The sequence below is a fragment of the Klenkia brasiliensis genome (assembly GCF_900100695.1).
GTDB classification, from domain to species: domain Bacteria; phylum Actinomycetota; class Actinomycetes; order Mycobacteriales; family Geodermatophilaceae; genus Klenkia; species Klenkia brasiliensis.
This window is the reverse complement of record NZ_FNCF01000004.1, coordinates 380,827-402,301: the sequence shown is the minus strand read 5'-3', so window position 1 is coordinate 402,301 and position 21,475 is coordinate 380,827. Positions and strand designations below refer to the sequence as shown.

22 protein-coding genes are annotated in these 21,475 nt (G+C 75.6%); 11 read left to right on the top strand and 11 right to left on the bottom strand.

What is annotated here, in order from left to right:
- Positions 1-13: 13 nt before the first annotated feature.
- Positions 14-352: a lycopene cyclase domain-containing protein gene (locus BLT39_RS13830; protein WP_278246993.1), complete on the bottom strand. Its 339-nt coding sequence runs from the start codon at positions 350-352 to the stop codon at positions 14-16.
- Positions 353-372: 20 nt separating this feature from the next.
- On the bottom strand, positions 373-696 hold the full coding sequence (locus BLT39_RS13825) for an Rv2175c family DNA-binding protein (RefSeq protein WP_091064192.1): 324 nt from the start codon (positions 694-696) through the stop codon (positions 373-375).
- A 22-nt stretch (positions 697-718) separates the two neighbouring features.
- On the opposite strand from BLT39_RS13825, the gene BLT39_RS13820 reads away from it, so the two are divergent.
- The 4 genes from BLT39_RS13820 (at position 719) to BLT39_RS13805 (ending at position 6,173) form a co-directional block, all read left to right on the top strand.
- Positions 719-1,864 carry an alpha-hydroxy acid oxidase gene (locus BLT39_RS13820; RefSeq protein ID WP_091064191.1) on the top strand — a complete coding sequence of 382 codons (1,146 nt, stop codon included), beginning with the start codon at positions 719-721 and terminating at the stop codon, positions 1,862-1,864.
- Between the two features lie 64 nt (positions 1,865-1,928).
- Complete coding sequence (pknB, locus tag BLT39_RS13815; RefSeq protein WP_091064188.1) at positions 1,929-3,902, top strand: Stk1 family PASTA domain-containing Ser/Thr kinase; 1,974 nt, start codon at positions 1,929-1,931, stop codon at positions 3,900-3,902.
- A 5-nt stretch (positions 3,903-3,907) separates the two neighbouring features.
- The gene (locus tag BLT39_RS13810) at positions 3,908-4,801 is read left to right on the top strand and encodes a deoxyribonuclease IV (RefSeq protein ID WP_091064185.1); all 894 of its coding nucleotides are present in this window, start codon (positions 3,908-3,910) and stop codon (positions 4,799-4,801) included.
- Between the two features lie 199 nt (positions 4,802-5,000).
- The gene (locus BLT39_RS13805; protein WP_207507957.1) at positions 5,001-6,173 is read left to right on the top strand and encodes a S8 family peptidase; all 1,173 of its coding nucleotides are present in this window, start codon (positions 5,001-5,003) and stop codon (positions 6,171-6,173) included.
- 104 nt (positions 6,174-6,277) lie between these two features.
- Here BLT39_RS13805 and BLT39_RS13800 read toward each other — a convergent pair whose 3' ends face one another.
- Both BLT39_RS13800 and BLT39_RS13795 read right to left on the bottom strand, forming a co-directional pair.
- Positions 6,278-7,282 carry a threonine aldolase family protein gene (locus BLT39_RS13800; RefSeq protein WP_242658391.1) on the bottom strand — a complete coding sequence of 335 codons (1,005 nt, stop codon included), beginning with the start codon at positions 7,280-7,282 and terminating at the stop codon, positions 6,278-6,280.
- Positions 7,275-8,612: a class II 3-deoxy-7-phosphoheptulonate synthase gene (locus tag BLT39_RS13795; protein ID WP_091064182.1), complete on the bottom strand. Its 1,338-nt coding sequence runs from the start codon at positions 8,610-8,612 to the stop codon at positions 7,275-7,277. The genes BLT39_RS13800 and BLT39_RS13795 overlap by 8 nt, the downstream gene beginning before the upstream one ends.
- A gap of 56 nt (positions 8,613-8,668) precedes the next feature.
- On the opposite strand from BLT39_RS13795, the gene BLT39_RS13790 reads away from it, so the two are divergent.
- Both BLT39_RS13790 and BLT39_RS13785 read left to right on the top strand, forming a co-directional pair.
- Positions 8,669-9,580, top strand: coding sequence for an NmrA family NAD(P)-binding protein (locus tag BLT39_RS13790; RefSeq protein WP_091064180.1), 912 nt, complete (start codon positions 8,669-8,671; stop codon positions 9,578-9,580).
- Between the two features lie 77 nt (positions 9,581-9,657).
- Entirely contained in the window at positions 9,658-11,763 is a 2,106-nt protein-coding gene (locus BLT39_RS13785; RefSeq protein ID WP_091064177.1) for a methyl-accepting chemotaxis protein, read from the top strand.
- Positions 11,764-11,766: 3 nt separating this feature from the next.
- On the opposite strand, the gene BLT39_RS13780 is transcribed toward BLT39_RS13785, so the two are convergent.
- Complete coding sequence (locus tag BLT39_RS13780; RefSeq protein ID WP_091065109.1) at positions 11,767-12,246, bottom strand: polyadenylate-specific 3'-exoribonuclease AS; 480 nt, start codon at positions 12,244-12,246, stop codon at positions 11,767-11,769.
- Between the two features lie 68 nt (positions 12,247-12,314).
- Between BLT39_RS13780 and BLT39_RS13775 the strand changes: the two genes are divergently transcribed.
- Positions 12,315-12,833, top strand: coding sequence for a DUF6584 family protein (locus BLT39_RS13775; protein WP_091064176.1), 519 nt, complete (start codon positions 12,315-12,317; stop codon positions 12,831-12,833).
- Between the two features lie 13 nt (positions 12,834-12,846).
- Here the strand turns inward: BLT39_RS13775 and BLT39_RS13770 are convergent, their stop codons facing one another.
- Positions 12,847-13,755 carry a short-chain dehydrogenase/reductase gene (locus BLT39_RS13770; RefSeq protein ID WP_091064175.1) on the bottom strand — a complete coding sequence of 303 codons (909 nt, stop codon included), beginning with the start codon at positions 13,753-13,755 and terminating at the stop codon, positions 12,847-12,849.
- Between the two features lie 97 nt (positions 13,756-13,852).
- On the opposite strand from BLT39_RS13770, the gene BLT39_RS13765 reads away from it, so the two are divergent.
- From BLT39_RS13765 to BLT39_RS21855, 3 genes are read left to right on the top strand one after another with little or no spacing between them, the layout of a single operon-like run.
- Positions 13,853-15,379, top strand: coding sequence for a flavin-containing monooxygenase (locus BLT39_RS13765; protein WP_242658390.1), 1,527 nt, complete (start codon positions 13,853-13,855; stop codon positions 15,377-15,379).
- Positions 15,376-16,299, top strand: a complete 924-nt coding sequence (locus BLT39_RS13760) for an alpha/beta fold hydrolase (RefSeq protein ID WP_091064174.1) — start codon at positions 15,376-15,378, stop codon at positions 16,297-16,299. The genes BLT39_RS13765 and BLT39_RS13760 overlap by 4 nt, the downstream gene beginning before the upstream one ends.
- A complete protein-coding gene (locus BLT39_RS21855) occupies positions 16,296-16,844 on the top strand; it encodes a TetR/AcrR family transcriptional regulator (RefSeq protein WP_165640271.1) in 549 nt (182 codons plus the stop codon). Before BLT39_RS13760 ends, BLT39_RS21855 begins: the two co-directional genes overlap by 4 nt.
- Before the next feature lie 12 nt (positions 16,845-16,856).
- On the opposite strand, the gene BLT39_RS13745 is transcribed toward BLT39_RS21855, so the two are convergent.
- Positions 16,857-17,615: a lysophospholipid acyltransferase family protein gene (locus tag BLT39_RS13745; RefSeq protein WP_091064167.1), complete on the bottom strand. Its 759-nt coding sequence runs from the start codon at positions 17,613-17,615 to the stop codon at positions 16,857-16,859.
- A 128-nt stretch (positions 17,616-17,743) separates the two neighbouring features.
- Here BLT39_RS13745 and BLT39_RS13740 point away from each other — a divergent pair, with 128 nt between their 5' ends.
- The gene (locus BLT39_RS13740; RefSeq protein ID WP_091064161.1) at positions 17,744-18,448 is read left to right on the top strand and encodes a hypothetical protein; all 705 of its coding nucleotides are present in this window, start codon (positions 17,744-17,746) and stop codon (positions 18,446-18,448) included.
- A 4-nt stretch (positions 18,449-18,452) separates the two neighbouring features.
- On the opposite strand, the gene BLT39_RS13735 is transcribed toward BLT39_RS13740, so the two are convergent.
- From BLT39_RS13735 to BLT39_RS13720, 4 genes are read right to left on the bottom strand one after another with little or no spacing between them, the layout of a single operon-like run.
- Positions 18,453-19,436 carry an ROK family glucokinase gene (locus BLT39_RS13735; RefSeq protein ID WP_091064158.1) on the bottom strand — a complete coding sequence of 328 codons (984 nt, stop codon included), beginning with the start codon at positions 19,434-19,436 and terminating at the stop codon, positions 18,453-18,455.
- Positions 19,433-19,771 carry a hypothetical protein gene (locus BLT39_RS13730; protein WP_091064155.1) on the bottom strand — a complete coding sequence of 113 codons (339 nt, stop codon included), beginning with the start codon at positions 19,769-19,771 and terminating at the stop codon, positions 19,433-19,435. The genes BLT39_RS13735 and BLT39_RS13730 overlap by 4 nt, the downstream gene beginning before the upstream one ends.
- A complete protein-coding gene (locus BLT39_RS13725; protein ID WP_091064153.1) occupies positions 19,768-20,895 on the bottom strand; it encodes an ArsA family ATPase in 1,128 nt (375 codons plus the stop codon). The genes BLT39_RS13730 and BLT39_RS13725 overlap by 4 nt, the downstream gene beginning before the upstream one ends.
- A gap of 7 nt (positions 20,896-20,902) precedes the next feature.
- Complete coding sequence (locus BLT39_RS13720; protein ID WP_091064151.1) at positions 20,903-21,334, bottom strand: SRPBCC family protein; 432 nt, start codon at positions 21,332-21,334, stop codon at positions 20,903-20,905.
- Positions 21,335-21,475: the final 141 nt, after the last annotated feature.

Below are 21,475 nucleotides of genomic sequence, written 5' to 3'. Positions count from 1 at the left end.
AGCGCGCTGTAGCTCACCGCGCCGCCCTCCCCGGTGCCTCTGCTTCCTCGGCGGGGTAGCCGGCGTCCCAGCCGGTGACCTTCCGCACCGCCTCCAGCGCCAGCACCGAGGCCAGCGGGACGACGAGGAAGAAGAGCACCTCCTCCACCGGGATGCCGCCGGGCAGCCGCACGCCGGTGGTGTAGACGGGGCTGTAGTCCCAGTGGCCCTGGTGGATGGCGTAGAGCACCCAGGTCACGAAGACCACGAACTCCGGGGCGACCGCCACCAGCAGCCGGCGCCACCGCGGGTAGACCCGCACGTGCAGCACCAGCTCCAGCGGGGCGGTCACCACCAGCACCCCGGCGAGCAGGCCGAGGTACGTGACGTGGCTCAGAACGCCAGCGCCTGGGCGCGGCGGGTGACCTCGGTGTGCCGGTCGTCGCGCAGCGCCTGGATCGGGGTGCCCGGCAGCGACTCGTCCTCGCGGAAGAGCCAGTCGAAGGCCTCCTGCTCGGAGAACCCGCCGTCGTGCAGCAGGGTCAGCAGGCCCGGCAGGTGGCGCAGCACCTCGCCGTCCTGGATGACGTCGACGGGGATCTTGCTGCGGCCGCTGCCCGGGAGGGCGAGGAGCTTGCCGTCGTTGACCAGCTGGCGCACGCGGTTGGGCGACACACCGATCAGCTTCGCGACGTCCTGGGGGGTGTAGAACTCCACGGGATCAGTTTAGGTCTGGTGCATGACCGGTCAGACCCAGCGCCGCCGCGCCCCGGGCGAGGTACCCCGTGCGGCCGACCCGACCGCGCCGCCGCCGTTCCTGGACCTCGACGACCTGGAGCGGCGGGCCCGCGCCGTGCTCGACCCGGCGGTCGTCGACTACTACGCCGGCGGGGCCGGCACGGAGACCTCGCTGGCCGAGGCGCCGGTGGCGTGGCGGACCTGGCGGCTGCGGCCCCGGGTGCTGCGCGGGGTGACCGCGACGACGGCGACCACGCTGCTGGGCAGCGCGGTGGCCACCCCGGTCGGTGTCGCCCCGTGGGCCTACCAGGCGATGGCGCACCCCGGGGGCGAGCTGGCGACCGCGCGGGGTGCGGCGGCCGCGGGCGCGCTCATGTGCGTGTCCACCAGCGCCAACCACTCCGTCGAGGAGGTGGCCGCGGCGACCGGCGGGGCGCCGGCGTGGTTCCAGCTCTACGCCCAGCACTCCCCCGCGCACACCGACGACCTGGCCCGCCGGGCCGGGGACGCCGGCTACCGGGCGCTCGTGCTCACCGTCGACCTGCCGGTGCTGGGCCGCCGGCACCGCGACCTGCGCAACGACTTCGCGCTGCCGGCGGGGCTGCGGATGGCCAACCACCCCGCCCCCGACGACCGTCCGCCGCCGGCGGCGGACGACGACCCCGGCTGGGTGCTCGCCGACGTCGGCCGGTTCGCCGAGCTCAGCGGGCTGCCGGTCGTGGTCAAGGGCGTGCTGCGCGGCGACGACGCGGTGGCGTGCGTGCAGGCCGGCGCCTCGGCGGTGTGGGTGTCGGCGCACGGCGGGCGGCAGGTCGACCTGGTGGTGCCCAGCGCGCACGCGCTGCCGGAGGTGGTCGACGCCGTCCGCGGCGAGACCGGGCCGGACGGCGGGGACGTCGAGGTGTACGCCGACGGCGGGGTGCGCACCGGCTCCGACGCCCTGGTCGCCCTGGCGCTCGGCGCCCGGGCGGTGTTCCTCGGCCGGCCGACCGTGTGGGGGCTGACCTGCGGTGGGGCCGACGGCGTGACCGCGGTGCTCGCCGGGCTGACCGGGGAGCTCGCGCACACCATGACCCTGTGCGGCGTCGCGACCCCGGCCGGGGCCACCCCCGACCTGGTGACCCGGTACGGCTGGACCACCCGGTGACGGTGACGAGCACCCCCCGCGTCGCTGACCTCGGGTGCTGGCCCGCGCTCGTAGACTCGCCGCCGTGGACACCGCCGTGACCGACCCCGTGCTGGGGCTGGTCCTGGAGGGGCGCTACCGCCTCGAGGAGCGCGTCGCCCGCGGCGGCATGTCCACCGTCTACGCCGCCACCGACCTCCGGCTGCACCGCCAGGTCGCGGTGAAGGTGATGGTCGAGCACCTCGCCCACGACCCCGCGTTCGTCGACCGGTTCATCCGCGAGGCCCGGGCCGCGGCGATGCTGAGCCACCCCAACGTGGTCGGCGTCAGCGACCAGGGCAGCGACCAGGGCCTGGTGTACCTGGTGATGGAGCTCGTCCGCGGCCGCACGCTGCGGGACCTGCTGCAGGCCCGGGGCCGGCTCACCGTCGGCGAGGCGTTCGCGGTCATGGAGCCGGTGCTGTCCGGGCTGACCGCCGCGCACCGGGCCGGCATCGTGCACCGCGACATCAAGCCCGAGAACGTGCTGATCTCCTCCACCGGCCAGGTCAAGGTCGCCGACTTCGGGCTGGCCCGCGCCGTGGCCGGCACCGGGCACACCAGCCACACCGGCGGGGTGCTCATCGGCACCGTCGCCTACCTCTCCCCCGAGCAGCTCGAGCGCGGCAGGTCCGACGCCCGCTCCGACGTCTACGCCGCGGGCGTGGTGCTCTACGAGCTGCTCACCGGGCACCCGCCCTACGCCGGCGACACCCCGTTGGCGGTGGCCTACCAGCACGTGCACCACGACGTCCCGCCGCCGTCGGAGGAGACGCCGTCGGTGCCCTGGCAGGTCGACGAGCTCGTCGCCCGCACGACCCGCCGCGACCCCGGCGCCCGCCCGCTGGACGCCGGGGCGTTCCTCGCCGAGATCGAGGACATCTCCCGCGACCTCGGGCTGGGCCGCACCCCGGTGCCCACCGGCCGGGCCAGCACGCAGACCACCACGATCCGCCCGGTCAACCGGCCCTCGGCCGCGCGCACCGGTGACGACCCGCGCACCGAGGTCATCTCGCCGCACCGCCCCGGCGGGCGCACCGCGATGGTGCCGATGCCGCCCACCGGGGCGGTCGCCGGCCGCCGTGCCCCGCAGCCCACCACGCCCCGCCCGCTGCCCCGGGTCGGCGTCCCCGACCACATCCGGCGGCGCCGGGTGCGGCTGGCCGTCGCCGTCGTGCTGCTGATGGCGGTGACCATCGGCGCGGTGGGCTGGTGGCTGGGCTCGGGCCGCTGGACCGACGTCCCCGAGGTGTCCGGGCAGGGGCAGCAGCAGGCCATCGGGTTCCTGCAGGAGGCCGGGCTGGACCCGGTCATCACCGAGGTGTTCAGCGAGGACGTGCCGGCCGGGACGGTGGTGTCCGCCGACCCCGCCGACGGCGCCCGGATCATCATCGGCAGCGACGTCACGCTCACGGTGTCCAAGGGTCCCGAGCGGTTCACCGTGGACGGCGCCCTGCTGGGCCGGCCGGCCGACGAGGTGCAGGCCGCCGTCGAGGCCCTCGGCGGGGGCCTGCAGGTGGCCCGCACGACCGGCCGCAGCGACGACGTCGCCGAAGGTTCGGTGATGGCCATCGACCCCCCGCCCGGCACCGAGCTGCGGCGCGGGCAGACCGTGACCATCCAGGTCTCCGCCGGCGCGGCGAACATCGCCGTCCCGGACCTGGCCGGTCAGGACCCCGACGACGCGCAGACCGCCCTCGAGCAGCTCGGCTTCGAGGTGACCCGTGACGAGGGCCGCAGCGACGCCGTGTCCACCGGCCAGGTCATCTCGGCCACGCCGGACGGCGACCAGCCCTACGGGTCGGAGATCACGCTGACGGTCTCGACCGGACCGGTCCAGGTGACCGTGCCGAACGTGGTCGGCCAGTCCAAGGACGCCGCGGTCGCCGCCCTGGAGGCCGCGGGGCTGGAGGTCTCGGTCACCCAGTTCTTCGGCGACACCGTGCTGCGCCAGACCCCCGGCGCCGGGCAGGTCGTCGACCCGGGCACCTCGGTGACCATCCTGGTGACCTTCGGCTGATCCCGGTGGTCGGTGCTCTGCGCACCCCGGTCGGGGCGCACGTGGCGGTGGCGCGCGGGCTGGCCACCGGCGGGCTGGCCTACGCGGACGCGGTGGGCGCGGAGGCCGTGCAGGTGTTCGTGGGCAACCCGCGCGGCTGGCGGCGCTCCCCCGGTGACCCGGCGCAGGACGCCGCCTTCACCGCGGGCTGCGCCGAGCGCGGCATCCCCTCGTTCGTGCACGCCCCCTACCTGGTCAACCTGGGCTCGCCGGACCCGGCGACCGTCGACGCCTCCGTCGCCGCGCTGGCCGCGGACCTCGCCCGCGCCGGGCAGCTGGGCTGCGCGGGCGTCGTGGTGCACGCCGGGTCGGCGGTCGGCGCCGACCGGTACGACGCGGCGCTGCGCCAGCTGCACGAGCGGCTGCTGCCGCTGCTGGACGCGCTGCCCGACGACGGTCCCCGGCTGCTGGTCGAGCCGACCGCCGGCGGCGGCCGGGCCCTGGCCGCGACCGTCGAGGACCTGGCGCCCTACGTCGCGGCGCTGGAGCACCACCCCCGGCTGGGCATCTGCCTGGACACCTGCCACGCCTGGGCGGCAGGTCACGACCTGGTCACGCCGGGCGGCACCGCGGCCACCCTCGACGCGCTGGAGCGGGCGGTCGGACCGGGCCGACTCGGGCTCGTGCACGCCAACGACTCCCTGGACGGCTGCGGGTCCCGGCGGGACCGGCACGCCACCATCGGCGAGGGCTCCCTGGGCCTGGCGCCGTTCGCCGAGCTGCTCGCACACCCCGCGCTGACCGGCGTCCCCGTGGTGGTGGAGACCCCGATGGCTGCCGGCAGCGGGCCCCGCGACGGGCACGCCCGGGACATCGCGGTGCTGCGCTCGCTGCGCGACCGGGCGGCGGCCACCGTCTGATCCTGGCGCCCGTTCGGGCCCGACCCGTCCCGACCGGACGGTTCCGGCACGCTTCTGACCAGCGTGAACAGGATGTTGCGGGATCGATCTCATCGTCCCGGATCTTTCGCAGTGGTCACTAGCCGTGTTCAGTTGTGCGCACCTTGAGCCCCGGCTGTGCGAGCAGCCGGGGCGCCCGTCTCGTACAGGAGTGACGCCCGTGCACGCACGTCCCCCGGTCCGCCCGGTCGCCGTCGCCGCGATCGCCGTGCTGGCCACCGCCGGCTTCGCCGCCACCGCCGGCACCGCCGCCGCCGACGACACCGTCTCCTCGTCGGCGCTCGGCAGCTACATCGTCACGCTCGACCCGGACAGCATCACCACCCAGGCCGTCGGCCTCGCCGACGCCCTCGGCGACATCACCCACGTCTACGAGCACGCGCTCGACGGGTTCGCCATCACCCTGCCCACCGCGCTGGCGGGCCAGCTGTCGTCCCTGCCCGGCGTCGTCGCGGTGGAGCCCGACCAGGTCGTGCAGGTGTCGGCCACCCAGTCGGGTGCCACGTGGGGCCTGGACCGCACCGACCAGCGGTCCCTGCCGCTGTCGGGCACCTACAGCTACACCGCCACCGGCGCGGGCGTGACCAGCTACATCATCGACACGGGCATCAACTTCGGGCACCAGGACTTCGGCGGCCGGGCGGTCACCGGGTACGACGCGATCGACGGCGGGTCGGCCGACGACTGCCAGGGCCACGGCACGCACGTCGCCGGCACCGTGGGCGGCTCCGCCTACGGCATCGCCAAGCAGACCAGCCTGGTCGCCGTCCGGGTGCTGGACTGCAACGGCTCGGGCAGCACCTCCGGCGTCATCGCCGGCGTGGACTGGGTGACCGCCGACCACCAGGCCGGCGAGGCCGCGGTGGCCAACATGAGCCTGGGTGGGGGCACCTCCACCGCCCTGGACCAGGCCGTGCAGCGCTCCATCTCCGACGGCGTCACCTACGCGATCGCGGCCGGCAACGGCAACGCCCTCGGCCAGCCGGTCGACGCCTGCACCCAGTCCCCGGCCCGCGTCTCCGCGGCGATCACCGTCGGCGCCTCCGACCGCAACGACCGGCCGGCGTCGTTCAGCAACACGGGCTCGTGCGTGGACCTCTTCGGCCCCGGGGTGAGCATCACCAGCGCCTGGATCGGGTCCGCCACCGCGACCAACACCATCAGCGGCACCTCGATGGCCACCCCCCACGTGGCCGGCGTCGCCGCGCTGTACCTGCAGCGGAACCCGGGTGCCAGCCCCTCCGCCGTGGCCTCGGCGCTGAAGTCGGGCTCCAGCCGGGGCGCGGTCGCCAGCAGCACCGCGGGCGGCGACCTGCTCTTCAGCAACTACTGACCGCCCCTCGCCTCCCGCAGCGTCGATCAGGGAGGTTGATCGACGTCCGTCCCCCTGCGCCAGATCTGGTGCAGGGGGACGGACTTCTGCGCGGGAAGTGGCGCCTACAACAGGGGGGCGAGGACCTCGACGGCGCGGTCGACGGCGGCGTCGTCGACGTCCAGGTGGGTCAGCAGCCGCACCCGGGTCGCCGACACCTCGCTGACCAGCACGCCCTCGCCCTTGGCGGCCGCGGCCAGCATCGGGGCGGCGACGCCGTCCAGCACCACCATGTTGGTGTGCACGGTGGCCGGGTCGACGCCCAGCCGCTCCGCCAGCTGTGTGGCCCGGGAGTGGTCGTCGGCCAGCCGGTCGACGTGGTGGTCCAGGGCGTGCAGGCCCGCGGCGGCCAGGACGCCGACCTGCCGCATCCCGCCGCCCAGCCGCTTGCGCCACAGCCGGGCCTCGGCGATGCGGTCGGCGGAGGCGACCAGCACCGAGCCGACCGGGGCACCCAGGCCCTTGGACAGGCAGACCGACGCGGTGTCGGCCAGCCGGCCGTAGGTGTCCAGCGGCACCCCGGAGGCCACCGCGGCGTTCCAGATGCGGGCGCCGTCCAGGTGCACCGAGACCCCGGCGTCGCGGGACCAGGCGAACAGCTTCTCCAGCTCCTCCAGCGGCTGCACCAGCCCGCCGGCCCGGTTGTGCGTGTTCTCCACGGCGACCGCGGCGGTCGGGGTCAGGTGCCAGTTGCCGAAGGGCCGGACCTGGCTGATCAGCTGGTCGGCCGAGAGCACCCCGCCTTCACTGACCACGGTGCGGGTGGACAGGCCGAAGACGGCGGCCGCGGCCCCCATCTCGTAGGTGACCACGTGGGCCTCGGCGTCCCCGAGCACCTCCTGGCCGGGCTGGCAGACCAGCCGCATGCCGATCTGGTTGCCCATCGTCCCCGAGGGCACGAAGACCGCGGCCTCGTGGCCGAACATCGCCGCCACCCGCTCCTCGAGCGCGTTGACCAGCGGGTCCTCGCCGTAGACGTCGTCGCCCACCTCGGCCTCGGCCATCGCCCGCCGCATCGCGGCGGTCGGCTTCGTGACGGTGTCCGACCGCAGGTCGACCAGATCAGCCACGGAGCATCTCCGCGACCAGGAAGGCGAGCTCCAGCGACTGGCCGGTGTTCAGCCGGGGGTCGCAGGCGGTCTCGTACCGGCTGGCGAGGTCCTCGTCGCTGATCTCCATGGCCCCGCCCAGGCACTCGGTGACGTCCTCGCCGGTGAGCTCGACGTGGATGCCCCCGGGCCAGGTGCCCAGCGACCGGTGGACGTCGAAGAACCCGAGCACCTCGTCGACCACGCGGTCGAAGTGCCGGGTCTTGTAGCCCGACGTCGACTCGTGGGTGTTGCCGTGCATCGGGTCGCACTGCCAGACGACCTGGTGGCCGCTGGCGGTGACCTTCTCCACGATGGCCGGCAGGACGTCGCGGATCTTCCCGTTGCCCATCCGGCTGATCAGGGTGAGCTTGCCGGGCAGACCGTCGGGGTCCAGCCGCTCGACGAGCTCGACGGCCTGCTCGGGCGTCGTCGTCGGGCCGATCTTGACCCCGACCGGGTTGGCCAGCTTCGAGGCGAACTCGATGTGCGCGCCGTCCATCTGCCGGGTGCGCTCGCCCACCCACACGAAGTGGGCGCTCAACGCGTACGGCCGGCCCTCGTGCAGCCGCAGGAGCGCCCGCTCGTAGTCCAGGATCAGCGCCTCGTGGCTGTTGTAGAGCTCGACGCTGCGCAGCGCCGCGTCGTCGACGCCGCAGGCCCGCATGAAGCCCAGCGCCCGGTCGATCTCGCGGGCGATGACCTCGTAGCGCACGCCGGCCGGCGAGGAGGCGACGAAGTCCTGGTTCCAGTTGTGCACCGCGTGCAGGTCGGCCAGGCCGCCCCGGGCGTAGGCCCGGATCATGTTCATCGCCGCGGCGGAGTTGGCGTAGGCCCGCACCAGCCGGTTGGGGTCGGGGATGCGCTGCACCGGGTCGGGGTCGAAGGAGTTGACCATGTCGCCCCGGTAGGACGGCAGGCCGAGCGCGTCGGTGTCGGAGCTGCGCGGCTTGGCGTACTGCCCGGCCACCCGGCCCACCTTGACCACCGGCACGCTGGCGCCGTAGGTCAGCACCACGGCCATCTGCAGCAGCGTGCGGGTGGTGGCCTGCAGGTGCGGCTCGGTGTTGAGGTCGAAGGTCTCGGCGCAGTCGCCGCCCTGCAGCAGGAACGCCTTGCCCTGCGCCACGTCGGCCAGCTGGGCGCGGAGGCTGTCGACCTCGCTGGGCGCCACGATCGGCGGGACGGAGGACAGGGTCGCCAGCACGGCGTCCAGCGCGGCGCGGTCGGGCCAGGAGGGCTGCTGCGCGGCGGGGAGCTCGCGCCACCTGTCCAGGCCCGGGACCAGCTCGGCAGGTTCGGTCAGACTCACGTGGGAAGGGTACGGCGGGCCGGCGGACCGGCCGCGCACACCGTCGAGAGGACACCATGACCCGCCTGATCACCGTGACCGGAGCGACCGGGGCCCTGGGCGGCCGGGTCGCCCGGCTGCTGGCACCCGCGGCCGCCGACCACGACGCCACCGTGCGGTTGGTGGTGCGGGACGCCTCCCGCGCCCCGCGGCTGCCCGGCACCGCCGTGGTGGCCCAGCCCGGGGGCTACGCCGACGAGGCGGGCATGACCGAGGCGCTCGCCGGCACGCACACGCTGTTCCTGGTCAGCGCGGCCGAGGCGGCCGACCGCACCGAGCAGCACCTGGCCGCCGTCCGGGCCGCGGTGGCCGCCGGGGTGGAGCGCATCGTCTACACCTCCTTCCTGGGCTCCGAGGCCGGCGCCACCTTCACCCTGACCGCGACGCACGCGGCCACCGAGGAGGCACTGGGCGACACCGGCCTGCGGACGACGGTGCTGCGCAACTCGATGTACGCCGACTTCGTGCCGTTCTTCGCCACCCCGACCGACGACCGCGGTGCGGTGATCGCCGCGCCGGCCGGCGACGGCGCGGCGTCCTTCGTGTCCCGCGACGACGCCGCCGAGGTGGCCGCGGCCGTGCTGCTGCGCGACCACCCCAGCACCGACGGCCGGGTGCTGGACGTGACCGGGCCGGAGGCCTTGACGCTGGCCGACGCGGCGGCGGTGCTCGCCGAGGTCACCGGCCGCGACGTCCGGTACGAGGCGCAGACGGTGGAGCAGGCGTGGGCGACCCGGCGGCCCAGCGGCGCGCCGGACTGGGAGGTGGAGGGCTGGGTGACCAGCTACACCGCGATCGCGGCCGGTGAAATGGCCGTGGTCAGCGATGTGGTCCGGTCCTTCACCGGGCACCCGGCGCTGACCGTGCGCGAGCACCTGCAGCGCCACCCCGAGGACTGGGCGACGCTGCGCACCGGTTCGCCGGCCTAACGGTCCACATCGGGCCCGCAACCGCCGATGGGGAGGACGGCCGGGGAACTGCTCCGGCCGGAACCCCGGAGGACCAGGTGCTGTCCAGCATCCGCAGCAAGGTGGTCGCGCTCGCGCTGACCAGCACCGTCGTGACCGGCGCCGCGATGGCCGGCGTGAGCGCCTGGCGCAGCGACCGCTTCGCCGGCGAGGCCCGCACCGACGTGCAGGCGCTCACCGACGCCGGCCTGGCGCGCACCACGACCGGGGTCTTCGACGTCGTCTCCACCCAGGGGGCCTCGACCGCCGCGAAGGTGGACGACGACCTGGCGGTCGCCCAGTTCGTGCTGGCCGGCGCCGGCGGGGTGTCGGTCGGCACCCGCCAGGTGCCCTGGACGGCCAAGGACCAGGTCAGCGGGGACGTCGTGGACACCACCCTGCCGCAGCTGCTGGTCGGCGGTGCGTGGCTGGGCCAGAACGCCGACCCCGCCGTCCCCACCCCGGTCGTCGACCAGGTCCGCGACCTGGTGGGCGGGACGGCGACGGTGTTCCAGCTCATGCCTTCTGGCGACATGCTGCGGGTGGCGACCAACGTCGTGGGCACCACCGGCGCGCGGGCGATCGGCACCTACATCCCCGCGGTCGGCGCCGACGGCACCCCGAACCCGGTGGTGGCCGCGGTGACGGCGGGCCAGACCTACCGCGGCACCGCCTTCGTCGTCGACTCCTGGTACGTCACCGCCTACAGCCCGATCACCGACCCCTCCGGCGCGGTCATCGGCATGCTCTACGTCGGTGAGCAGCAGGAGGCGCTGCCCACCCTGCGGCAGGCGCTGCAGGCCACCCGGGTCGGCGAGCACGGCTCGGTGACCGTCCTCGGCGGCACCGGTGCGCGGCGCGGCACCGTGCTCATGACCCAGGACGGCACGGGCGAGGGCGAGTCCGCCCTGGAGCGCACCGACGCCGACGGCGCCGCCTGGGTCGCCGAGGTGGTGGACACCGCGGTGGGGCTGGCCGACGGCGAGCAGGCCACCGTGCGCTACCGCGACGCCGACTCCGGCACGCACACCGTCCAGGTCGCCTACTACGCGCCGTGGGACTGGGTGATCGCCGTCGACGCCCGGGACTCCGACGCCGCCGGGCCGGTGACCCGGCTCGAGGACGGCCGCCGCACGATGCTCGTCGCGCTGGTGCTGGCGGCCGCGGCGGTCACCGTGCTCGGCGGTGTCGTCGCCTGGCTGCTCGGCCGGCGGCTGACCGCACCGCTGCGCCGGCTGCAGCGCCGGATGGAGGAGATCGCCGACGGGGAGGGCGACCTCACCCAGCGGGTGGCCGACAGCGGCGGCGGCGAGGTGGGCGAGCTCGCGCGGGCGTTCAACCGCTTCGTGGAGAAGGTGGCCGGCACGGTGCGCGACATCGGCAGCTGCGCGACCGCGCTGGCCCGCGCGGCCAGCGGGGTGTCGGAGGTCGCCGACGGGCTCGCCCAGCAGGCCGGCCGCAGCCGGGACCAGGCCGGCGAGGCGAGCCGGGCGACGACCGGCATCAGCCAGGGCGTGTCCGCCGCGGCGGCCGGGACCGAGCAGATGGGCGCCTCGATCGCCGAGGTGTCCCGCTCGGCCACCGAGGCCGCCCGGGTGGGCCGGGAGGCCGTCGAGCTCGCCGCGGCCACCGAGGCGACCGTGTCGGCGCTGGGCACCTCCTCGGCGGAGGTCAACGAGGTCGTCTCGGTGATCTCGGCGGTGGCCGCGCAGACCAACCTGCTGGCGCTCAACGCCACCATCGAGGCCGCGCGGGCCGGGGAGGCCGGGCGCGGGTTCGCCGTCGTGGCCACCGAGGTCAAGGACCTGGCCCAGGAGGCGTCGCGGGCCAGCGAGGAGATCACCCGGCGGGTCAGCGCCATCCAGGCCGACACCGAGGCGGCGGTCGGCTCCATCACCCGCATCACCGAGGTCATCCGGGCGATCGAGGCGCACCAGGCGACCATCGCCGCCGCCGTCGAGGAGCAGACCGCCACCACCGGCGAGCTGGGCCGCAGCGTGGCCGCGGTGGCGACCGGGGCGGGGGCGGTGTCGGCCACCATGGCGGCGGTCAGCAGCGACGCGGAGCGCACCGCCGCCGACGTGGACACGGCCCGGACGGCGGCCGGCGAGCTGGCCGACCTCTCGGGGGAGCTGACCCGGCTGCTCGCCGTCTTCACCGTCTGAGCGTCACGCCCCGGTGACCGCCCGCCAGATGGCGAGGCCGTGCCGGGCGTCGACCAGGGCGTCGTGGGCGCCCTCGGGCTTGCGCGGGATCGGCGGGGACCCGGCGTCCTCCCAGAACTGCTTGAGCTCGCGGGTGAACCGCGGCACCTGGCGCGGCAGCGCGGGCATCGCGCCCCACAGCTGGCACAGCGCGACGTGGTCGTAGGCGGCGATCCAGGCCCACAGCTGCACGTCCTCGCCGGGGCCGGTCAGGAAGTCCAGCAGCGACTCCTTGATCCGTGCCCGGCTCCGCCACGCCCGGTCCGAGGGCGGGGGCAGCTTGTCCAGCACGTTGCGGCGCACCCAGGGGATGGCCCGGTCGGGGTCGAACTCCGTGGAGACGGCGTAGAACTCCCGGCCGGTCTCGTCGACGACGCCGATCGACACCAGGTCGATGGTGGTGCCGTCCTCGATGAACTCGGTGTCGTAGAAGTAGCGCCGCACGCCGGCCACGGTAGGCGGGTGCCGGAAAAGGGCTGGTCGCGGGGCCGCCGCTCCGGCACGCTCCCCCGGTGCCCGCCGACCAGACCCTCGCCCGGGCCCGCGCCGAGCTCGCCGCCGGCCGGGCGGACCGGGCGCGGTCGCGCCTGCACGGGCTGGTCTCGACCTACCCGCACCGGCTGGACGTGCGCGAGGCGCTCGCGGAGGCCCACCGCGCCGACGGCGACCAGGTCCAGGCCGGCCGGTGGTCCTACCTCTCCGCCGCGCGGAACCCTATGGAGGTCGCCGCCTTCCTCGCCGCCTACCCGGGTGCGCACCAACGGGTGCGGGCGATGCGGTGGGCCGGACCCGAGGACCTCGCCGGACCGGTGGTGCAGGCCCGGCTGGTCGAGCTGCGGACGGCGGCCGAGGAGGCCACCGGCGGCCCCGTCACCTGGTCCACGGCCCGCCCACGGTCGGCCCCCGGTCCCGCGCCGGCCTCGTCCCGCGTGGCGGACGCCGCCTTCGCCGCCGGGTGCTTCCTGACCCTCGCCGCCGTCGGGGCCCTGGTGGTCATCGGGGCGGTGACGGTGGTCCGCTGGATCTGGTGACCGGTCGAGGAGGTCAGCCGGCGGTGCGGCGGCCCCGCTCGACGGAGTTGGCGCCGAACTCCTCGCCGCCCAGGGCGGCGATCTCCTGCTCCAGCTGCGGCACCGCGGTCCTCGCCTGGGTCAGCACGAGCTTCTCGCCGACGGCGCCGATGATGGCCTGGCGCCAGGCCGCGACCACACCCACCGAACGGGGGACGAAGACCCGGCGGCCCCGGTTCTCCAGGTTGCGCAGCAGCGCGTCGGCGCAGTCGGACACCGAGGTGTAGGAGCCCAGCGGCCCGGGGAGCCGGTCGAGGGTGGCCTTGAAGGTGGGCAGCGCGGCCTTGGTGTCGCGCACCATGTCGGTGTCGATCCACACCGGGTGGGCGCTGGCCACGGTCACACCGCGGTGGGCGACCTCCAGCCGCAGCACGTCGCCGAACCGCTCCAGGCCGGCCTTGGCCGCGCAGTAGGCCGAGAGGCCGGGCAGCACGGAGAACGCGGCGGCCGAGGAGATCAGCAGGATGTGGCCCCGCCGCTCGCTGATCGCGGGGAGGGCGGCGTGCGCGGTGAGCATGGCGCCGGTCAGGTTGACCTCGATCGTGCGGGCCAGCGCCCGCGCCGACGCCGTGGCCACCGTGTTCATCGGCGCGATGCCGGCGTTGGCCACGACGACGTCCAGGCCGCCGAAGACGTCCACCGCGCGGGCGACCGCGGCGGCCATCGCGTCGGCGTCGGTGACGTCGGCCTCGACCCACAGGTGCTCGGGGCCGAGCTCGGCGGCCACCTGGGCCAGCAGCTCGGGCTCGAGACCGACCAGCGCCACGCGGGCGCCCCGGGCGGCGGCCTTGCGGGCGAGCTCGGCACCGATCCCCCGGGCGGCCCCGGTGATGAGCACGGCCTGGCCGGCCAGCGAGCGGGTGTTCCGGGTCCTGCGGGCCATCGGGGCTCCTCCTCGTCGAGTTGCTGTTGAGCACTGCTCAACAGATGTGTACCTTGTTGAGCGTTGCTCAGCAAGCCGTCAGCAGAGGAGCCGACCGGTGACCAGCACGATGGAGAACACCCGCGCCGAGCAGTCCGGCGCCACCCGCGAGGTCCACGTGGCCGTGATCGGGTCCGGGTTCGCCGGCCTCGGCATGGCCATCCAGCTGCGCAAGCAGGGCATCGAGGACTTCGTGGTGCTCGAGCGCGGCGACGACGTCGGCGGCACCTGGCGCGACAACAGCTACCCGGGCGCGGCCTGCGACGTGCAGTCCAACCTCTACTCGTTCTCCTTCGCGCCCAACCCCGACTGGCCGCGCACCTACTCCGAGCAGCCGGAGATCTTCGCCTACCTGCGCGGCATCGCCGACCGCTACGAGCTGCGCGACAAGCACGTGTTCGGCGCCGAGGTCACCGCCGCCACCTGGGACGACGCCGCCCGCCGCTGGGACGTCGAGACCACCGCCGGCGCCTTCCGCGCCAAGGTCCTGGTCTCCGGCGCGGGCGCGCTGGCCGACCCCTCCTACCCCGACATCCCGGGCATCGAGACCTTCGCCGGCACGGTCATGCACACCGCCCGCTGGGACCACGAGCACGACCTCGCCGGCGAGCGGGTGGCGGTGATCGGCACCGGCGCCTCGGCCATCCAGGTCGTGCCGGCCATCCAGCCCCGTGTCGGGTCGATCGCGGTCTACCAGCGCACTCCCCCGTGGGTCATCCCCCGCGGCGACCGGCCCACCACCCCCTTCGAGCGCGCGCTGTACCGCCGGTTCCCCGCCGTCCAGAAGGCCGTGCGCGGCGCGCTGTACGCCGGCCGGGAGTTCCTGGTGCTCGGCATGGCCAAGAACCGGCGGCTGCTGGCCCCGGTGCAGAAGCTGGCCCGCACCCACCTGGAGCGGCAGGTCCGCGACCCGCAGCTGCGCGCCGCGGTCACCCCGGACTACACGATCGGCTGCAAGCGCATCCTGATCAGCAACGACTGGTACCCGGCCGTCTCCGCACCCAACGCCGAGGTGGTCACCGCCGGCATCGCGGAGATCCGCCCGCACTCGGTGGTCACCCGCGACGGCGTCGAGCGGCCCACCGACACCCTGGTGCTGGCCACCGGCTTCCACGTCACCGACCTGCCGATCGCGCACCGGATCACCGGCCGCGACGGCCGCACCCTGGCGCAGGTGTGGGACGAGGGCATGGTCACCAACCGCGGTTCCGCCGTCGCCGGCTTCCCCAACCTGTTCCTGCTGGTCGGGCCCAACGTCGGCGTCGGGCACACCTCGATGGTCTACATGATCGAGTCGCAGGTGGCCTACGTCGGCGAGGCGCTGCGCGCGATGGCCGTCGAGGGCCTGGCCACCCTGGAGACCACCCCCGCGGCGCAGGAGGCCTACCGGGAGCTCATCGCGCAGCGCTCGGCGGGCACCGTGTGGCTGGGCGGGGGCTGCGGCTCCTGGTACCTGGACAGGCACGGGCACAACACGACGCTGTGGCCGGACTTCACCTTCCTGTTCCGCCGGCTCACCCGTGAGCTGGACCGGGAGAACTACACCGGGACGCCGGAGCGCGAGACCGCCGGGGTGGCAGCATGAGCACCGCGACCGCGACGACCCGCCACGAGGTGCACGCCGTCGCCACCCCGGACGGCGCCCTCCTGCACGCCACCGTCGACGGCGACGCCACCGCACCGGTCACCGTCGTCCTGGCGCACGGCTGGACCCTGGCCCAGGCGGCCTGGGACGACGTCGCCGCCCTGCTCGCCCCGGACGTCGCGGCCGGCGCGCTGCGGCTGGTCCGCTACGACCAGCGCGGGCACGGCCGGTCCACCTGGGGCGAGGCCGACCCCGTGTCGATCGACCTGCTCGGCGAGGACCTGGCCGCGGTCCTGGCGGCCCTGGCGCCGTCCGGTCCGGTCGTGCTGGGCGGCCACTCGATGGGCGGCATGACGATCATGGCGCTGGCCGCGGCGCACCCCGAGGTCATCGGCGACCGGGTCCGCGGCGTGGCGCTGGTGGACACCTCGGCCGGGGGGCTGTCGCACCCGCCGCGGAACGCCGTCGAGCGGGTGCAGGAGAAGCTGCTGCCCGCCGTCGGCGCCTGGGCCGTGGCGCACGCCCGCCGGGTCGAGGGCTGGCGCCGGCGGGTCCCGCCGACCAGCCCGCACCACCGCCGGGTCGTGCGCGGCATCCTCTACGGCACCGACGCCACCGACGAGATGGTGGCCCGCGGCGCCGAGATCATGGCCGGGTCGTCGGTGCGGGCGTTCGTCGCCTTCTACCCCGCGCTCGGTGCGCACGACAAGGCCGCGGCCCTGGCCGAGCTCGGCACGGTGCCGGTGGAGATCCTGGTCGGCGACTCCGACAAGCTGACCCCCGTGAAGCACTCCGGGAGGCTCGCCGAGGCCATCCCGACCGCGCACCTGCAGATCGTGCCCGGCTGCGGGCACATGCTGCCCCAGGAGCGCCCCGACCTGGTGACCGACGCGATCCGCCGGTTGCTGCCGCGCCCGTGACGGCCGCCCGGCGCACGGCCGCCGACCGGCGGGCCCAGCTGGTCGAGATCGGTCTCGAGCTGCTGCCCACCACCCCGGTGCCGGAGCTGACGGTCGACGAGGTGGCCCGGCGGGCGGGCATCAGCCGCAGCCTGCTCTTCCACTACTTCGCCACCAAGACCGACTACATCGACGCGGTGACGACGGCGGCCGCCGACCTGCTGTGCAGCCACGTGCTGGGCGGTCCCGGCGCGCAGGCCGGCATGCTCGACCGGTTCGTCGGCTGGGTGGAGACCTACCGGGACAGCTACGTCGCCTTCGTCCGTGGCGCCGTGGCCGGCGACCCCGCGGTCGCCGACGTCTACACCCGGGCCCGCGAGCGGCTGGTCGACGGCACGCTGGAGGCCGTCGGCCTGCCCGACGACCCGCGGCACCGCCAGCTCGTGCGGTCCTGGTTCGCCTTCACCGAGGACCTGGTGATCGGGTGGACCGCCGACCCCACGATGACCCGCGACGAGGTGCTGGGGCTGGCCACCGACGTGCTGGCCCGCATCACCGCCCGCTGAGGGCGGCGCGGGTCAGCCGGCCAGCGAGCTCGGCAGCCGGTCGGCGGCCTCGTGCGGCGGGGGCTGCAGCTTGCCGACCACCTCGACCGCGCTGGCGCCGGTGGTGTCCATGGACTTCTTCACCTTGGCGCCGTAGAGGTCGACGTACTCCTGGCCCGACAGCAGCATGATCTCGTACATGATCTCGTCGGTGATGGACCGCTCGACGAAGCGGTCACCCGAGAGCCCGGCGTAGCGGGAGAAGTCCAGCGGCTCGCCGAACACGACGTCCACCCGGGTCAGCGTCCTGCCCAGCAGCCGGAAGGACCGGCCGGGCACCATCGCCACCGGGACGACCGGGCAGCCGGTCTCCAGCGTCATCCGGGCGACCCCGGTCTTGCCGCGGAACAGCCGGCCGTCGGGCGAGCGGGTGCCCTCGGGGTAGATGCCGAGCAGCTTGCCCTCGCGCAGGATGCGGATCCCGGTGGTGAGCGCGTTCTCGGCGGCGTCGGCGCTGGTGCGGTCGATCGGCACCTGGCCGCTGCCGCCGAAGAAGATCCGCTGCAGGAAGCCCTTGAGCCCGGGTGCGGTGAAGTACTCGGCCTTGGCCAGGAAGGTCACCCGCCGCTTGAGCACCAGCGGCATGAAGATCCAGTCGGAGGCGGCCAGGTGGTTGCTCGCCAGCACGGCGGCCCCCCGGGCGGGCACGTGCTCCAGGCCGGTCGCCTGCGGCCGGAACACCAGCCGCACGACCGGCCCGATGGCCACGAACTTGAGGAACCAGTAGAACAACGCGCCTCCCTCAGCGACTGCCAGACTAGGGAGCACCGGCGTGGGTCACAATCGCGGGTCCGGTCTGCTCGCCCCTGGACAACGGGCGAACCGCCGGGAACGCTTCGAACCGTGCACGGGAGGGCAGCATGAGCGCTTCGCGCGGCCGTCGGGACAACGGCCTGGACGCCTCCTTGTGGCACCCGCTGCGCGACGTCGACCCGCGGGTCGGCGAGCACCTGCTCGACGTGCTGCGCGAGGAGGGCATCGCGGCCTACCTGGCGCCCTCCACCGACACCGGGCCCTACACCCGCACCCAGTTCCTGCCCTCGCCGCCCACCGACCGGCTCTTCGTCGACCGGGCCCGCCGCGCCGACGCCCGCACGCTGGTCGACACCCACGCCGACGAGCACCCCGCGGCCGAGCCCACCCCGCGCCGCCGGCGGACCGACCGCGCCGAGGACGCCGCCGCCACCGACGCCGAGTTCGCCCGCATCGTCGCCGCCTGGGAGGCCGAGGAGGCCGCCGCCGGCACGCCCGCCCCGCCGGCCCCGCCCGAGCAGCCCCGCGAGGACCCCCCGCCCCCGCCCGCCGAGGTGCCGGTGCTCGACCGGCCCGACGAGCACTTCGAGCCGCCGCCGCCCCCGCCGCTGCCCGTGCCGGCCCCGGCGTCGCTCTACGCGCTGCTGCTCATCGCCGCCGGCGCGGTGTGCATCATCGCCCCCGGCGCCATCGGGCTGAGCCTGGACGTCGGGATCATCATCGGGGTGCTGGCCGTGGTGGGCGGCGTCGCCGTCCTGGTGTCGCGGATGCGCGACCGCCCCGACGACGGCGACGACGGCGCCGTCGTCTGACCGCCTAGGCGGTGCCCTCGGCCACGGCCCGGCGGACCAGGTCGGCGGCGCCGACGAGGCCGGCCTGCGCGCCGAGCTGGGCGGCCACGACGGTCGGCCCGGGCCGGAACCCGCGGCCGGGGAGCTTGCGCTCCAGGCGCTCGCGGGCCGGGCCGAGCACCATCTCGCCCAGCACGCTCACGCCACCGCCGATGACGACGACGTCGGGGTCGAGGATCGCGGCCATGTCGGCGATGCCCTGGCCCAGCCAGTGGCCGACCTCGGCCAGCAGCTCCAGCGCCAGCGGGTCCCCGGCCTTGGCCGCGGTGGCGACGTCCTCCCCGGTGAGCCGCTCGGCCCGGCCGCCCACCCGCTCCAGCAGCAGCGCCGCGGCGGCCGGGGAGCTGGTGGCCACCTCGCGGGCGGTGAGCCCGAGGGCGTTGCCCGACGCGTACTGCTCCCAGCACCCGCGGTTGCCGCAGGCGCACAGCCGGCCGTCGGGGACCACCCGCATGTGGCCCCACTCGCCGGCCACGCCGTGGGCGCCGCGCTGCAGCCGGCCGTCGATGACCATCCCGCCGCCGATGCCGGTGCCCAGGGTGATCATCACGGCCAGGTCCGAGCCCCGGGCGGCGCCGTAGCGGTACTCGGCCCACGCGGCGGCGTCGGCGTCGTTGCCCACCCACAGCGGCCGCTGCAGCCGCTGCGCGAGGTCCTGCCGCAGCGGCTGGTTCCGCCACGCCAGGTGCGGGGAGAACAGCACCGTGTCGCCGGTGCGGTCGAACCAGCCGGCCGCGCCCACGCCGACCCCGACCAGGGGGCCGCCGTGCCGCTCGGCCAGCTCCTCGACCACCGCGGCGATCGCGTCCTCGGTGGCCCGCACGGAGGTGCCCGGCGTGGCACGGCGCGCGGTGTCGGTGATCGTGCCGTCGGGGGCCACCACGCCGCCGGCCACCTTGGTGCCGCCGATGTCGATGCCCAGGGCCGGCAGGTCCTGCGGGGCGTTCATGCCACCTCGATGCGTTGCACAGGGACCGGCACGGGCGCCGGTCCGGGGTCGGGCTGGTCGACGGCCGCGTCGTGGACCGGGTCGGCGGTCGGGTCCGCGGTCGGGCTCTCGGGGCGGGCCAGACCGCGCAGCGCGGCGGCCGCGGTGGTCAGCAGGTCGGCCAGCGCCTCGGACAGGTCGGGCCGCTGGCCGCGTAGCACCGCCAGCGCGGTGCACACCGGGCAGGTGCGGCACTCCGCGGAGTGGTCCTCCCCGGCGGCGGACCCGCCGAGGGCACCGGTCAGCGCCTCGGCCAGGCCGCGCAGCTGGTCACCCAGCGGCGGGGTGCCGGTCACCGGGCGGCCTCCGCGGCCAGCAGGTCCGCCGGCCACTGCGCCGGGTCGGGTGCGAAGGCGACGGCCAGGACGGCGTCCGGCGTCCCCGGGTGCTGCACGCTCGCCCCGGTGACCGTGCAGCGGCGCAGCAGGGCGTCCAGCGGCAGCGAGCGGCGCAGCCCGGCCAGGCCGACGACCAGCTCGTCGCCCCACCGGGTCAGCTCGACCTCGCCGCGGCCGGCGCCGGGCAGCGGGACGGGCAGCACCCACCCGGCGCCCTCCCGCCGGGCCGTCGGGACCGGCACGGGCTCGGGCACCTCGTCGGCCGGCGCGGCGCCCAGGGCCCCCAGCGCGGCGACGTCGGACGGCGGCACCGGCGCCTCGGCGAGCTCGCGGACGGCGAACCCGGTGCCGGCCAGCCCGGCCCGGACCCGGTCCTGCGCGGCGGCGCGGGCCTCGGCCCACTCCCCCGTGCCGGCGGGCAGTACCCGGGCCAGCGTGACCGTGCCCAGCGGCTGGCCGAGCAGCCCCGCCGCGGCCGCCGCCCGGCGCACCGCGGGCACCGCCCGGTCGTCGGGGGCCACGACCAGGTGCACCTCGACCCGGTCGGGGACCCGGTCCAGCGCGGTCTCCAGCGCACCGACGGCGGCCAGGGCGGCGTCGACCGCTCCCCCACGCCCCTTGCCGGTCAGCGCGCGGACCGAGGCGAGCACCCGCAGCCGCGGCGGCGCGAGCTGGGCCAGCCACCACCGGGTCGCACCGGGCAGCGCCAGCAGCTCCAGCGCCTGCGGCAGCGGCCCGGCGTCGACCACGACGACGTCGGCGGTGCCGGCCGCGCGCCCGAGCTCGGTCAGCAGGGCGACCTGGCCCGCGCCCGGCGGCGGCACCGTGCTCGAGGCCGGCGGCAGGGTCAGCACCGGCACCAGCGCGGCCAGCGCGTCGGCGTGGCCGGCCCAGGCGGCCTCCAGCGCGGGGCCCGCCTGCACCACCCGGACGTCGACGGCGTCCGCCAGGCCGTCGATGGCCGGCGCGGACGCACCCAGCAGGACCACCCGCTGCCCCGTCGCGGCGAGCGCGAGGGCGGTGGCCGCCGCGACGGTGGAGGAACCGGCCCCGCCCGGGCCGGTGACGAGGAGGGTGCGCACCGGCCGGTCAGGCCTCGACGCGCTTCTTGAGCTCCTTGAGCGCGGTGTCCAGGATGACCTTCTCCGCCTTGCGCTTGATCATCCCGAGCATCGGGATCGAGAGGTCGATGCTGATCGTGTACGTGACCTCGGTCCGCCCGCCGGTCTCGACCAGGGTGTAGCTGCCGTCCTGCCGCTTCTGCATCTGGCCCTGCACCAGGTGCCAGCTGACCTGCCGGTCGCCGTCCCAGGTGTAGGCCAGCACGTAGTCGTCCTTGACCGCCCCGGCGTCGAGCACGAAGTGCACGCGGGACGCCCGCCCGTCGGCCCCGGTCTCCAGCACCTCGACGGTCTTGGCCGCCGCCACCCACTCCGGGTAGGCCGGGAAGTCGGCCACCACGGCCATCACGGCGGAGGCCGGCGCATCGATCACGATGGACTGGGTGGACTGGTCGGCCATGCGCGCAGGGTAGTCGCCGGGCCCCGTCCCACGTGCTCCGGTGCAGGTCACCTACTCCCCAGTAGGGATGGCCCGGTAGATTGGGCGTCCACGATCCCGCGTCCGCAGGCCGGCGACGAGGCTGGTGCTCCGCGCGGGGAT

Bases quoted from the DNA above. Each gene is read 5' to 3' on its own strand.
- BLT39_RS13820 (WP_091064191.1), top strand. From the start codon at position 719: ATGACCGGTCAGACCCAGCGCCGCCGCGCCCCGGGCGAGGTACCCCGT.
- BLT39_RS13790 (WP_091064180.1), top strand. From the start codon at position 8,669: ATGACCCGCCTGATCACCGTGACCGGAGCGACCGGGGCCCTGGGCGGC.
- BLT39_RS13770 (WP_091064175.1), bottom strand. From the start codon at position 13,755: ATGGCCCGCAGGACCCGGAACACCCGCTCGCTGGCCGGCCAGGCCGTG.
- BLT39_RS13760 (WP_091064174.1), top strand. From the start codon at position 15,376: ATGAGCACCGCGACCGCGACGACCCGCCACGAGGTGCACGCCGTCGCC.
- BLT39_RS13740 (WP_091064161.1), top strand. From the start codon at position 17,744: ATGAGCGCTTCGCGCGGCCGTCGGGACAACGGCCTGGACGCCTCCTTG.
- BLT39_RS13735 (WP_091064158.1), bottom strand. From the start codon at position 19,436: ATGAACGCCCCGCAGGACCTGCCGGCCCTGGGCATCGACATCGGCGGC.
- BLT39_RS13720 (WP_091064151.1), bottom strand. From the start codon at position 21,334: ATGGCCGACCAGTCCACCCAGTCCATCGTGATCGATGCGCCGGCCTCC.